This window comes from Mesorhizobium sp. M00.F.Ca.ET.216.01.1.1 (genome assembly GCF_004010325.2).
Classification (GTDB): domain Bacteria; phylum Pseudomonadota; class Alphaproteobacteria; order Rhizobiales; family Rhizobiaceae; genus Mesorhizobium.
Window position 1 is genome coordinate 82,533 of the sequence record NZ_SADR02000007.1, and the last position, 13,171, is coordinate 95,703.

The following is a 13,171-nucleotide window of genomic DNA, read 5'->3' on the forward strand; positions in this document are numbered from 1 at the left end:
CAGGCCAGTCGCTCTCAAAGTTAAGGCGACCCGGGTTACGAGGCCGAACCAACAGATGTCTTAGTCCCGCGCATGCCAGCGCCGTCGCCCGCGAGTTCATGCAGATACTCCTCGAAGTTGGTCCAACCGTCGCCATCCAGGTCACTTGCACCGTCACTCGGATTGGTAGGGGATAGTCCGACCGACCGCTCCCAAGCGTCCGCCATTCCATCGCGATCCACATCGAGCGGTGGAAGCGATGAAGCGAGCGACGGCCATCCGCCTACCGTTCCAGGGTTCGTCTCCAGCAACGCGCCCGACCTTGTGCGGACGGCATCAACCATCCGCAGATCGACCGCATCGCGTGCCGGCCGGGTTGCCCCAGCGCCGACAAGCACGTCCTCGTAGGCCTGGGGCGCTGAAGTGGTCCGGACGCTCGCCACGGCGAAAGGCTGTGACGCGGTGAAATCGCGCATGTTTTCCTCAATTACCTGGTCTTCCGCTGCGGCGGTGTCGGGGCGATAGGGTTCGTCGACGTTCTCCGCCAGGAAGATCGAAAAGCCCTTGCCGCCCTCAGCAAACAGGTGGACGAGGTGGTCGTCCATTTCCTTTTCCTTCTCGCCATCGATCTTATAGTTGGCGACGACGTTTGCGCGGACTGCAGCCCAGCGGTCGCTGAAGCTGATGACGTAGCCCCAGATCGGCGAGTAGAGGACGTTATTGACCACGTCGGCCACTGCCCCGGGTCCACTCATCTGGAACTGCGGACTGCGAAACTTGCCGAGGGCGAACAGATTGTGGTGGACGGAGATGTTGCCGCCCTTGGTCAGCAGCATATTGCGAGCGCGATTGTGCTTTCCTGGCCCACCATCCAGAAGCGGCTCGGTGACGAAGCCCCACTGGAAGGTAAAGTAGCTCGCATCCTCCGAGTCGACGGTTTCGTCCGATCCCCAACTCGCCGACACATGGTCGATGATGATATTTGTTGCATCCTTGCCGTAGAGACCGAGGGCGCCCGAACAACACGTCGCGACCTCATGAGGTCCGGGGCGAAGGCGTATGTGCCGCACGATCACGTCATGCGTAATTATCTCGAGCGACGGCCGCGTTTGCAGCGGCCCATTGCGGATCGCGATGCCTTCTCCTGGCGCCGTCTCCCCGGCGATAGTGAGGTAGGGGTTGCTAACCACGAGCGACGTTTTATCCAGCGTGATCGTGCCGCTGAGACGAAACACGCAATTTCGTGGTCCTGCCGCGTCGATGCAGGCTCGAAGCGAGCCCGCGCCGCTCTCGGCGGTGTTGGTAACGAAGAACACCTGTCCTCCGCGCCCGCCCTTTGCGGCCGCTCCAAAGCCCTCTGCCGTGGGAAAGGCCCGCTGCCTGCCGTCCGGCAGCTTCGGTAACGCATGAAGGAGCCGGCTTGAGCTGGTCAGGCTGCTGTCCCACAGGCCAGGTCCTGGCAACTGCCCAAACGACAGCAGATCGAGCGCGTAGAAGGTCATCATTCCAAACAGCGCAAGACCAGCTCCAGCTGCCAGATATCTGAGAAAGTGGAGATCGCCGCTGCCGATCATGGCCTGCCTGCCGCACCTTGCTCGTTGTTGAGAACCAACGGCTCGATCTCCGACCCGGCGCCGACTCTTGCCCGTACGTGGAATCCCCCTTCCGCACCAAGTTCGAACAGAGTGCCGTCATGCATCGATCCTCTTGATCTCAAGATCAGGACGAAAGCGCCTGGTCCGCGACAGTAGGATCGGATGTTGGAGATCGCTGTGTTCAGCTGGTCGGCCGGAAAGTAGCCGGTGTTTAGAATATTAGCCGCGCGGATGAAGTCGAACCGGCCGACGAAGGACGGCGTCGGCACGAGGATGTCGTTCTCGACAAGCTCGATATTCCGTCCCGCGAGCGCCCGGCTCGCCATTCTGACCGGCATGGTCCTCGCCTCGGCGATCATCCGGCGCAGGCGCGGGCGCAGCAAGGCGACGGCCAGGAGTCGTGGCGCAATGGCCATGGTGAAGTAGTCAAGTCGCCGAATCCAGGCGCGCACCGGCAGACCGGCGACATCGTATTGTAGCGGCCAGCCGTCTGCATCCGACAGAATGCGAAAGGCTGGTGCGAGTTCGACAAGATGCGCTTCAACGAAAAGATCGGTACCGATCACTTGAGGCGAAGCACCCAGAGCCGACAGAAACTCTGCGAGCTCGACAGTCGTCGACCCGATCGACGCACCGACGTCGAGCACCTGCCGAAGGGACTTTGACCGGCCGCCTATCACCGAGCCGACCACCGCCTCGAGATCTGCAAAGCGTGAGGGTCGCGTCAGCTTGAACGTGCCGTTGCGCATTTTTAGACTGGCGAAAAATTTGCATTCTTCCGCCGGATCGATGGGAGCCGATGCGGCCGAAAAGAACTGTCTCGCTGTCACCGTCATCACCCGAAGACCCTCGATGTCGGAGCGCCTTGCGCCGCCGCTTGTGAACATTCGAGGAACCTGTGGTAGCGACCCGCAACCTGCGTCAGGGAAAAGTGCTCGCCGATCCGCTGTCGGGCCGCTCTTGAGAGTGCGGCATAGTCCGCCGAAGTAAGGTCGAGCATCCGGCTCATTCCAGCCGCAAGGGCTTGGGCATCGCCCGGCCGAACAACAACTCCCGTCTCACCAACGATCGCTGCGGCGTCTCCCACGTCGGTTGTCACCACCGGTTTGCCGTAGCTCATCGCCTCAGCGACGACGTTCGGAAAGCCTTCCGTGCGAGACGAGAGAACCAGGACATCGATGCTCCGGTAGAAAGCATCCATGTCGTCCATCTCGCCTTGAAGTTTGATGGAGGCCGCCGGCAGCCCGGACGCGACGAGCATCTCGCGCACAACTGCATTGTCCTGGTGAAGGCCGGCGCCCACGGCGGTGAAACGAACGTCTGGCCGCCGCGCCGACAGTAGGGCCGCTGCCTGGAAGAAGGTCTCGTAGTCCTTTTGCGGATGAAACCGGGCGGCGATACCAAGCACTTGACGCGTACGGCTGATCGGCGGCGGGTCGGCGACAGCATCGAAGCCGTTGGGGATCACTTCGACGTTCCGGTGGCAAAAACCGAGGCGCCGATGCAAGTCCAACGATCGGGACGAATTGTAGATGATTCCAGCCGGCAGATGGGAAAGTCGCCGCGATATGGCCAGCGCCACACGCGTGCTGGCTGACAAGGCGGCCAGATCTTCTGCGGATTGGCGAACGTTCCAGAAGACCGGCACCGACTTCCGAGATAGACGCTGGGCCAAAGTGCCGGCGACCATCGCATGATACATCCAACAGAGAATTGCTCGCGGATTCTCCCGCGCAATGAGCTGGGCCAGATCGACGACCGCCGTGACCGCCCGCCCCGGAGAACGGATTCCCAACTGCTCAACTTGCACTCCGTCGCCGGCCAGCAGCCGGTTGCGGTCCGAGACATCAATCAGCGATACGACGAACCCTCTGTCGTCCGTGGCACGCAACAGCCTCGACAGCATCGTCTCAGCTCCGGCGTTTGCGGCATAGTTCGTGATGACATGCATGATCATCCCGCCGGCCAACTCCATTCTAAACTGCACGCAACAAGGCGACCTCGCTCGGCCAAAACACTAACTGACTGAAGCCATGCCTAGGAGGATGAAAAGCCTGACAGCGGATGCCGCAAATCCGTGGGTGGCATCCGCTGAACTCTCACTTCATTGCAATGATGCCTATTTTAGTGTAGCCTCATTAAGCATTGAAACCTTGTTAAGCGTATTGGCGGGAAACCGGTAAGGCTTGGGGAAACGTCGGGGGCGAGGCTGCAACGGGCTGTTGCGGCAGTTCATCTTTAAACTGTTATCTGAATTTCGGCTGTAGGCTGAGGGGGACCGTCAGTTCTAAGCTGAGGTGTGTGATGGAGTGGCTTGCTAGCGTAGGCGCTGGCGACGGGGAGGGGCAGGTTGACAATCCTGGCCCGCGTCGCCAACGGAGCGAACACAAGACCGAAGTCTATCTTCTGAAACCCGGCTCTAAGGGTTTCTCACCACAATATGGCCCATACGGATTGAAGAGCCGGCTGCCTCCTGCGCGATCAGGAAAGGCGACCAGCAACAAGGCGCCTGCTACCGGCTCGTATATTTGCGCCGGTGACGTCGCCCCCGTGGCGATCGGCCAGAATTCCAATGGCATGCTGGAGATGGTTCGTGCGATAGCGGCCGCGCAGGAGCGCCGGCGAATAGCACGTGACCTGCACGACCATGCCGGACAGTATTTTGTCGGCATCATGCTCCGATTGGCGGCTCTCGAGCTGTATACAAGCGAGCCGACCACGCACGCCGCGCTGCGCGATCTTCGCACGGTACTGGAGCAGTTCAGCGACGAAGTGAGGGGGATCTGTGCCGGGGAGCGCTGCGGCGTTCCGCGTGGCAGTGGCCTTGTCGCAGCGCTTGAGGATTTGGTGCTGCAATGGGAGCGTGAAGTTGGGATCGCCGTTCGCTTCGACCGCGAAATGACCGATGGCAGTGATCTTGACGACACGACTGCCGAAGCAGTGTTCCGAATTGTTCAGGAGGCTCTGACAAACGTCGCCAAGCACGCACCACAAGCTTCGCTGGTCAATGTCCGTCTGCAGCTGAAACCTCAGATGCTCGGGCTGGAAATCGAGGATGACGGGTTGACGAGGTGCGAACCACCGAGTTCGTCGCTTCGAAGCGTAGGGCAGCACTGCGGCATCAACGGCATGCGCGACCGGGTCGCGGAACTTGGAGGAAACTTCTCGGTTCGCCATCTCGCCGGCAAAGGCACGCGCATCGTCGCGACAATTCCGCTCATCAACTCTTCATATCAGCGGACGGGTACCCGGCAATGACGAAGACACCAATACGCACCATCGTTGTCGACGATCATCCAGTGGTCGTGGCTGGCGCGCGGGCGCTCATCGAAGCGTCGGACGACATCATCTGCGTCGGGGATGCCAACACCGGAGCCGACGCGCTGACGTTGATACAGGAAACAGATCCTGACGTGATTGTTCTGGACGTGTCACTGCCTGATATGAACGGGCTCGTGCTCGCCCAACGGATTGTCGCGCAAGGAACTCGCGCGCACATAGTCATGATGACCCTCTATGAAGAGCGCACTCACGTACAGCAGGCTCTTCACATTGGCGCCAAGGGCTTCGTTCAGAAACGATCGGCGAGCCAGAACCTTCTGCTGGCAATCAGGACCGCTATGTTGGGAGGGTTGTTTCTGGATCCCGCCACCGCCGGCGAGTTGGCGCCCTCATCTGCCAGGCAGGACTCGGCTATCGGTGCTTTCACGGGTGAAACAGAGCTCACCAAGCGCGAACAAGAGGTGTTGCGGATGGTGGCGCTTGGCTATTCCAACAAGGAGATCGCCTGGCGGGCAGCGGTCAGCGTAAAATCGATCGAGACTTACAAGGCGCGAGCTGCCGAAAAGCTCAACCTGCACTCGCGGGCACAAATCGTCCACTTTGCCGTTACCCATGGGTGGATGAATGTCACAGAAGATGCAAAGCAATAAGCTTCGCGCCTAAATCGGATTGCACAGTGCGAATAGTATTTGTTCTCTCTGGCTTAGGTGCTGGTGGCGCAGAAAAAATTGTAAATCTGCTCGCGCACCACCGCGACAAGAACAAAGATTCAGTTCACGTGATTGCGGTCAATGCTGAACGCCCGCAATCATACTTTCCATACGATAGCTCCATAAAAATAGAAGTAATACCCCAGTGGCGAGGTTCTTGCCGTATCTGTGCAACGGCATTCAAGCTGATCGAGCTTCGGCGGCGGCTTCGAGCCCTCAAGCCCGATCTTGTCGTGTCCTTCCTGACAAAGATCAATATCCTGGTGGGAGTTGCAACCCTTGGCCTGGACACGGCGACGATCATCTCGGAACGCAACAACTACAGGGTGCAGAGCATGAGCCCTTTTTGGCGGCTATTTGCTCCTTTTATCGCGCGCTGTGCCTCACGACTGGTCATGCAGACCAACTTGGCTCGCAGTTTCCTGCCGGACCGTCTCAAGGCAAAGGCCGTCGTTATTCCGAACCCTGTGACGCCGCCTGAAGGTTTTTCCCGATCTTCAGGTGGTGGAACAAGGTTCGTCGCGGTCGGCAGGTTGGAGAAACAGAAGGGCTTCGATCTTCTGCTCGAAGCGTTTTCCCGCGTCGCCCGCCAATTGCCAATGGTCACGCTGGTCATTTTCGGCGAAGGACCGGAGCGGGCCGCTCTTGAGCAACAGGCGAGGGGCCTAGGGATTGCGGACCGTGTTCGGATGCCAGGCGTTACGAACTCGCCCGTAGGCTGGCTTTCTGTCGGGGATATTTTCGTCCTGAGTTCACGCTTCGAAGGATTTCCGAACGTCCTTCTCGAGGCGCTGATGGCTGGAATGGCCACTGTTGCGTTCGATTGTCCGTGGGGCCCCGCCGATATACTGCGCACCGAGGGCACCGGTCTGCTGGTTCCGGCGGAGGACGTCGATCGGCTTGCCGAAGCACTTCGACGTGTCGCAATCGACCAGCCCTTGCGGCAGAAATTGGCGGCGTCCGGCCCTCTTGTCGCGGCGCGTTACTCCAAGTCGGCCGTCTTTGCGCAATGGGACGAATTAATCTCGAACGTCGTGAAAGGCCGGGCGGTCAATCTGCCGGTGCAGGGCTGATGCAGCATGGGAAGAGCCTCGTGACATGGTGACGGATGGTTGTAATGACGACCGCCTCGCCAAGTGTCGCGACGTCGATGCGCATGCTCGACCACTTGCCGGCGTTGCTGGTGATGAGCGTTTGGGAGAACGATCAGACAGCAATGCATCTTTGACGGCCCAGCGCGATTCCCTCGGCCGCGTGATGGCCGATTGGAACGGCGTTCCAGCACCAGTTCCTACAGCGCGGTCGTTTGACAAAATGGCAAAGGCAAATCTTGCGAAACGCATTTGGCGCCGCACAACCAACTCGATCCGTCTGGCATCTGTTGCCGCCAGGTCAGATGCCGTCCTGGTTTCCTATCCAAAATCCGGCCGCACCTGGTTTCGGTTCATACTCTCAACCTATTTCGCGCGCGCCTTCGGCCTGGGGTTGGACGTCGACCTCCACAGCATGTTCACGGTATTGCCGAATTTCGACATGGATCCCGTCAGGGGATTCCCTGCATTTGCGTTTGGTCAATTTCGACCAAAATTGCCCCTGGTTCCGGTAAGCCACTTGGGTCACCAAAGACGGCTGTTCCTAAATCGCCCAGTGATATTCATGGTGCGCGATCCACGCGACTTGATCGTCTCGGCGTACTTCCATGCCACCCGCCAGAAGCATAGGTTCCAAGGGGATATCGGGCAGTTCATAAGCGATCGGGATCACGGACTACCGTCGCTGGTTCGATATCTGAACGGCTGGTCGGCAGGGGTCGCGGCCCGTAGGGCGCACGTTCTCAGCTATGAAAATTTGTCCTCGAACACAGAGCACGAAACGGCGAAGGTTCTGTCATTCCTTGGCTGTGAGATCAACTTGCCCGAGCTTGCGAGGGCAGTGGAGGCGAGCCGGTTCAGCTCCATGCAAGAGCAGGAGAGATCGATGGGACTGCCCGCACACGATTACGACCGAAGCGACAGCGAAAGCCTGAGAATGCGGCGTGGCCAGGTTGGAGGATTTGCAGATTACCTCGACGTCAAACAGATTGCCATGATCGAAGGGACTTGCGCCCGCGAGCTGACACTTGCGGCGAAGAAACTGTTAGCGAGCACGGGTTTGCCGCTCGCAGCTTGCTAATCGCCTGAGGGACAACGGCATAGGTCGTTGCCGCTCAGTCCGATCCCGAAATCCGCATGGTCACCGCGATCAGCGGCCCGAGCGATCATTCTGCCGCGCCGGACCGGACGTACAGGGTCCCGGTGCCATATCGATCTGTAATCGCAAAACCGGGCACGGGCGCATAGCCGTTCTTCTTCGCATAGGCGAGCAGCGGCTGTTCAAGGGTCTGATCGAACCCGAGCAAGAGCGCTGCCGGCGAATCAGCATCGAGAAGTGCACCGACTTGCGCGGATGAGGTCATGCGGTAGTACCTGGCTGTCTCAGGCGCGGCAATATCGGCGGTTCGATAGGCAAATGGCCCCGTCGCGAGTTCGGGATATACGTCGAGGCCGCCTTCAAGCGGGTAGATCGGCGACAGGGTCGCGACCTTGCCGCTGACGTGAGCTGCGGCGAGACGCTCTGCGATGGCGACACCCTCGGCGTGAACGCGCATGACAGTCCACTTTTCCGGCCGAATAACCGTGCCCAGATGTTGCACCAAACGCGGTGCTGCCATCGCCAACACGATAATGGTGGCGGCCGTGAGGGCAGGCTGCACGTTCTTGCGAGCATCAGGCATGAGCCTGGCGAACAGAAGCGCTAGGGCCAGCGGCAAGCAAACGAGCGGTGGGGCAAAATACTGCGGGTAACTTGGAGTCGGAATGAAACTGAACACGATTGCGAGGACAAGCGCCCCGAGCACGATGGCCATCGAACCCGAAGGCAGCAACCAGTGACCGCGACGCCTGTCCACGGTCCAACGCTGCGTCGTGATGAGCAGCGTCAGCAGCGCGGCGAGCGGAACGGCTACCGAGCCGTCCAGCCAGATGCCCGATGCCAGCTTGAGTTTGCCCGAAAGCGTGGTGATGTGATCGTCGTCCGCCCCGAGCATCTGAAAATACTGGGCGTGCGGGCCGAGGTGATAGCCCAGCACATGCGCAAGAAACCGTGCGGGATCGGCTATGAGGTAGGTGAGAATGGGCAAGGCGCCTACCAGCCCGCCCACCGTCAATGGGACAACCACCTGCATGACGCGGTGCCGGATGCCCTCCGGGCGCGGCATGAGGAAGGCAGCGATCGCCACCGGCGGAATGAATGCGACCGCGCTGATCTTGAAAGCCCCGGCAACTGACAGGCAAAACCCTGCCAAAGCAACCAGGACTGGCTTGGTACGGTCGTGGTTTACGCCGAGGATGAACAGCCCAAGCCCGAGAAACAGGAAGGGCAGGGGCAGCAGATTGTTCGTTGCCGCCACACCGGTCTGAGCCAGAAAGAGCTCGTTTGCGAGTGACAGGACCACGATGCACCAGCTCGCCACCCCGGAACGCGTCAGGGCGAAGCTGACGATGCCGATGCTTGCCGCCAATAAGAGCCATCCTGCCAAGACCCCGAGGCGACCGCTAAGCAGCAGGTAGTCGGATCCGGTCAGCTTTCTGACCCCATAGAACCACCACGCGGATCCGGGCGGATGGTTGTAAAAAAAGTCTAGGTATAGTCGATGGTTCTCCAGCAACCGGATGGGTGGAACGAAAAGCTCTTCATCTAGGCGTAGTTCGTAGTTCAAGATTCGAACCGCCAGACACGCGAATAACAAGACGGAAAGAAAGGCAATCGACCCGGAGACCAGTGGGGATGTCCTGGTGTCGATACGCTCAACGGATTTGTGCATGGCAGCTTCCTAGCAAGTGGCCATTGCTCGGCTCGCGAAAGCGACGCCGCGCTTCGCCCTGAAAACGCAGCCGACAAGAACCAGCACTATCGATGTGATCGCGAACCTTGCATGCTGCATGGACAACCCGTCTCGTCGACCTGCTTCGGCCTGCCTGGAACCCGCCTTATCCAGCGTGGTCGCGACCTTTCAGCTTTAGCATCTGAAATGCCGAACAGCCCGGATATTTTCTGGAAAACCAGACGGTGTTAACCCGGCAAGCGGCGAGGATTAGCCTGACAGCCGGCAACTTGCCGACCTCCTGATATTGTTTCATGTTTCAAACCCGGAGCAAATCTGCTTCGGCGCCGGCCGATGGGTTTCGGTTCATCCGGCCGAGGGTGTCTGATTCTGTGGCTTTACTTCGAACTTCAAGTAAATCCGGCTCCGCGGCACTGACGTGTCATACTACGCCAGCGCTCAGAGCATGTAGCAAGCTGGCAATGACGGCCTGGCAAACGGGCCGCCGAGACGCGCGAGGTCCGTCATGAAAGTTGTTCTTTTGGCCGGAGGTCTTGGCTCTCGCCTGGCCGAGGAAACCACCCGCGTTCCAAAGCCGATGGTGGAGGTCGGCGGACGCCCGATCATACTTCATGTCATGGATATCTATAGCCACTGGGGCTTTCACGACTTCATCGTCGCTGGCGGCTACAAGTGTATGTCGATCAAGGCCTTTTTCCACAACTTCCATCTGTCCACAGCGGACTTCACGGTGGCTCTGGGAAGCGGTTCGATGATCCTGCGACCGACCCGGCCACTCGATTGGAATGTCTCGGTCGTCGACACAGGCCTTTCGACCATGACGGGTGGCCGCCTGCTGCGGCTACGCGACTGGCTCGACCGCGATACCTTCATGGTAACGTATTCGGACGGTGTCGGTAACATCGACCTTGAGGCACTGCTTGCCTTCCACCGCTCGCACGGGCGGTTGGCGACGGTTTCGGCCGTGCAGCCACCGGCGCGCTTCGGCAATCTAGAGATCGAAGGCGACCAGGTGATCGAGTTCACCGAAAAGGTCCGCAAGCACGAGACCTGGATCAACGGTGGTTTCTTCGTCTTCGAGCCGGGTGTCCTCGATTACATTCCTGGGCTGGATGAACCGCTCGAGATGTCACCACTCACCAATCTTGCGCGAGACGGCCAGCTTTTTGCCTACAAGCACAAAGGGTTCTGGCATCCAATGGATACGGTACGCGATCGCGACTACCTGGATGGGCTATGCGAATCCGACGAGCCGCCATGGCTGCAATTCGCACCGGGCGAACTGTCTTCCGTTGGGTCGTTGACGCCGTCCATAGCAGGTGAAGGCCGTGGCCGCATTCGTGGATGAAGTATATCTGAGAGACGCACTGGCCGGCCGTCGCGTGCTGGTCACGGGGCATACCGGTTTCAAGGGCGGATGGCTTTGCCTCTGGCTGCGCCGCCTTGGTGCTACAGTCGTGGGCGTTGCACTGCCGCCGCAAGAGCGTTCTTTCTGCACTGCGGTCGGCCTCGAGGCGCTCATCGACAGCCGCAACGGCGACATCCGTAACGAGACAGGTTTTCAAAAGCTTGTCGAAGGCCAGGACTACGATCTTGTCATCCACATGGCCGCCCAGGCTTTCGTCAGGGCGTCGTATGAGGATCCAATCGGCACCTATATGACCAACGTCATCGGGACGGCTGTGGTCCTGGAGGCAGCCCGCCGAATGCCTTCGCTGCGTGGCATCATCGTGGTCACCAGTGACAAATGCTACCAGAACCGCGAATGGGTCTGGGGTTATCGCGAGCTTGATCCAATGGGCGGCCGCGACCCGTACAGTTCGTCGAAGGGCTGCGCCGAACTGGTTGCCGCAGCATATCGTTCCTCGTTCTTCAACAATCGCGACGGACCGCAACTCGCAACCGTTCGTGCGGGCAACGTCATCGGCGGAGGAGACTGGGGTGTCGACAGGTTGATTCCCGACCTGGTGCGCGCATCCGAGACTGGTTCTCCTGCCCGAATACGCAATCCAAGGAATGTCCGTCCCTGGCAGCACGTGCTGGAGCCGGTGCGGGGCTACCTTATGCTTGCCGCCCGGTTGATCGACACCGGGTCAGCTTTCGCCGGAGGCTGGAACTTCGGCTGCGACAGGGATGCGGCCGTCGACGTGATCACCTTGGCAGATCTGGTTGTCGAGAAGTGGAATGGAGGCGCGCCCCGCTACATGGTGGAGAAACGCGCCAACGAGCCGCCGGAGTCCGCCGTCCTTCGTCTCGACAGTACGAAATCCTACGTCGAACTTGGTTGGAAGCCGCTGTTGTCCATTGGCGAGGCCGTCTCGATGACGGTCGAGTGGCATTTGAGATACCAGCAGAACCCCAGTTCAATTCGGCAGTTCTCGCAGCAGCAGATCGCCGAATACGCCGCGGCATGGTCAGTCAGCCGCGAGAAGGCTTCCGAGACTGAACCCAGCATAGGGGTGCCTGCATGCGTGTAAACTACGGACAGTCCGTTTTTGGCGAAGAGGAAATTGCTGCAGTTGTTGGCGTTCTCCGTTCATCGACCCAGATGGGGGACAAGGTGCGGGCCATGCAGCAGCGCGTCGCGTGGCTGTTTGCCAAACGCCACGGCATCATGGTCAATTCCGGTTCGTCGGCTAACTACCTGGCGATCGAAGTACTCAACCTGCCTGTTGGTGCGGAAGTCATTACGCCGGCGCTTACCTTCGCCACCACCGTTGCGCCCATCATAAGGGCAGGTCTGGTCCCGGTCTTCGTGGACGTCGTCGAGGGGACCTACAACATCGACGTCGCGGCCATCGAACAAAGCATATCGGGCAAGACGCGAGCGGTGATGATTCCGTCACTCATAGGCAATCTGCCGGACTGGGACCGTATCCGCGCCATTGCGGACAAACACGGCTTGATTGTCATTGAAGACAGCGCCGACACGCTCGGCGCGACGCTGCACGGGACGAGTACCGGCACCCGGTCGGACATAAGTACAACGAGTTTCTACGGTTCGCACGTAATCACCGCCGCCGGAAACGGCGGAATGATCTGCGTCAATGACGACGCGCTAGCCCGTCGCGCCTTGCTGCTTCGCTCATGGGGCCGGACGTCATCGCTCTTCGTCGACTCCGAGACGATCGAAAACCGTTTCAACGTCGAGCTCGACGGTTTCGCATATGATGCGAAGTTCGTCTTTGAGGAACTCGGCTTCAATGTCGAGCCGTCGGAGATAGGCGCCGCCTTCGGGCTGGTGCAACTCGACAAGCTTGCGCGCAACATCTCCGCGCGCGAGCGGAACTTCGCCAAGCAGTACGCCTTCTTCAAGGACTACAGCGACTGGTTTGTTCTGCCACGGCAATTGCCTGGATCTCGTACGGGCTGGCTAGCCTTCCCACTAACCGTGCGACGCGACGCCCCGTTCACGCGTCGGGAGATGCAGATATTCCTGGAAAAACGGGACATCCAGACCCGTCCGGTCTTCACCGGCAACATCCTGCGGCAACCGGCGATGGCCGGGAGGAAATATCGGGCTGCGCCCGATGGCTATCCAGTTGCCGACGACGTCATGCGCGGCGGCATACTGCTTGCCTGCCACCACGGTTTGAACGCTGAACAACTCGACCATATCCACGAGTCGTTCAGGGAGTTCGCCAAAAGCTTCGCGGCTACGCGCGCCGTCAAACAGCGAGTGGCTCGTGCACCTCTTTCCCAGGCATCGATCGGAGTTTGAA

The 13,171-nt window shown here is 59.7% G+C and carries 11 protein-coding genes; 7 read left to right on the top strand and 4 right to left on the bottom strand.

Translation table 11 applies throughout. From position 1 onward, the window contains the following. Positions 1–35 precede the first annotated feature (35 nt). From EN859_RS11545 to EN859_RS11555, 3 genes are read right to left on the bottom strand one after another with little or no spacing between them, the layout of a single operon-like run. The gene (locus tag EN859_RS11545) at positions 36–1,553 is read right to left on the bottom strand and encodes a pectate lyase (protein ID WP_245525534.1); all 1,518 of its coding nucleotides are present in this window, start codon (positions 1,551–1,553) and stop codon (positions 36–38) included. Then, entirely contained in the window at positions 1,550–2,410 is an 861-nt protein-coding gene (locus EN859_RS11550) for an ATP-binding protein (RefSeq protein ID WP_127851795.1), read from the bottom strand. The genes EN859_RS11545 and EN859_RS11550 overlap by 4 nt, the downstream gene beginning before the upstream one ends. Beyond that, positions 2,410–3,549: a glycosyltransferase gene (locus tag EN859_RS11555; protein ID WP_245525535.1), complete on the bottom strand. Its 1,140-nt coding sequence runs from the start codon at positions 3,547–3,549 to the stop codon at positions 2,410–2,412. Before EN859_RS11555 ends, EN859_RS11550 begins: the two co-directional genes overlap by 1 nt. 575 nt (positions 3,550–4,124) lie before the next feature. Between EN859_RS11555 and EN859_RS11560 the strand changes: the two genes are divergently transcribed. The 4 genes from EN859_RS11560 to EN859_RS11575 are packed head-to-tail and all read left to right on the top strand — an operon-like array spanning position 4,125 to position 7,738. Next, a complete protein-coding gene (locus EN859_RS11560; RefSeq protein ID WP_189501868.1) occupies positions 4,125–4,832 on the top strand; it encodes a sensor histidine kinase in 708 nt (235 codons plus the stop codon). Beyond that, positions 4,829–5,506 carry a response regulator transcription factor gene (locus EN859_RS11565; RefSeq protein WP_127851430.1) on the top strand — a complete coding sequence of 226 codons (678 nt, stop codon included), beginning with the start codon at positions 4,829–4,831 and terminating at the stop codon, positions 5,504–5,506. Before EN859_RS11560 ends, EN859_RS11565 begins: the two co-directional genes overlap by 4 nt. Positions 5,507–5,532: 26 nt before the next feature. Then, positions 5,533–6,639: a glycosyltransferase family 4 protein gene (locus EN859_RS11570; protein WP_127851429.1), complete on the top strand. Its 1,107-nt coding sequence runs from the start codon at positions 5,533–5,535 to the stop codon at positions 6,637–6,639. Positions 6,640–6,664: 25 nt separating this feature from the next. Next, positions 6,665–7,738: a sulfotransferase domain-containing protein gene (locus EN859_RS11575; RefSeq protein ID WP_245525536.1), complete on the top strand. Its 1,074-nt coding sequence runs from the start codon at positions 6,665–6,667 to the stop codon at positions 7,736–7,738. 85 nt (positions 7,739–7,823) lie between these two features. Here the strand turns inward: EN859_RS11575 and EN859_RS11580 are convergent, their stop codons facing one another. Beyond that, positions 7,824–9,428: a hypothetical protein gene (locus EN859_RS11580; RefSeq protein WP_127851428.1), complete on the bottom strand. Its 1,605-nt coding sequence runs from the start codon at positions 9,426–9,428 to the stop codon at positions 7,824–7,826. 526 nt (positions 9,429–9,954) lie between these two features. Between EN859_RS11580 and rfbF the strand changes: the two genes are divergently transcribed. From rfbF to EN859_RS11595, 3 genes are read left to right on the top strand one after another with little or no spacing between them, the layout of a single operon-like run. Then, complete coding sequence (rfbF, locus tag EN859_RS11585) at positions 9,955–10,797, top strand: glucose-1-phosphate cytidylyltransferase (RefSeq protein ID WP_127851427.1); 843 nt, start codon at positions 9,955–9,957, stop codon at positions 10,795–10,797. Further along, entirely contained in the window at positions 10,778–11,926 is a 1,149-nt protein-coding gene (gene rfbG / locus EN859_RS11590) for a CDP-glucose 4,6-dehydratase (protein WP_127851426.1), read from the top strand. Before rfbF ends, rfbG begins: the two co-directional genes overlap by 20 nt. Further along, on the top strand, positions 11,917–13,170 hold the full coding sequence (locus tag EN859_RS11595; protein WP_127851425.1) for an aminotransferase class I/II-fold pyridoxal phosphate-dependent enzyme: 1,254 nt from the start codon (positions 11,917–11,919) through the stop codon (positions 13,168–13,170). The genes rfbG and EN859_RS11595 overlap by 10 nt, the downstream gene beginning before the upstream one ends. Position 13,171 lies beyond the last annotated feature (1 nt).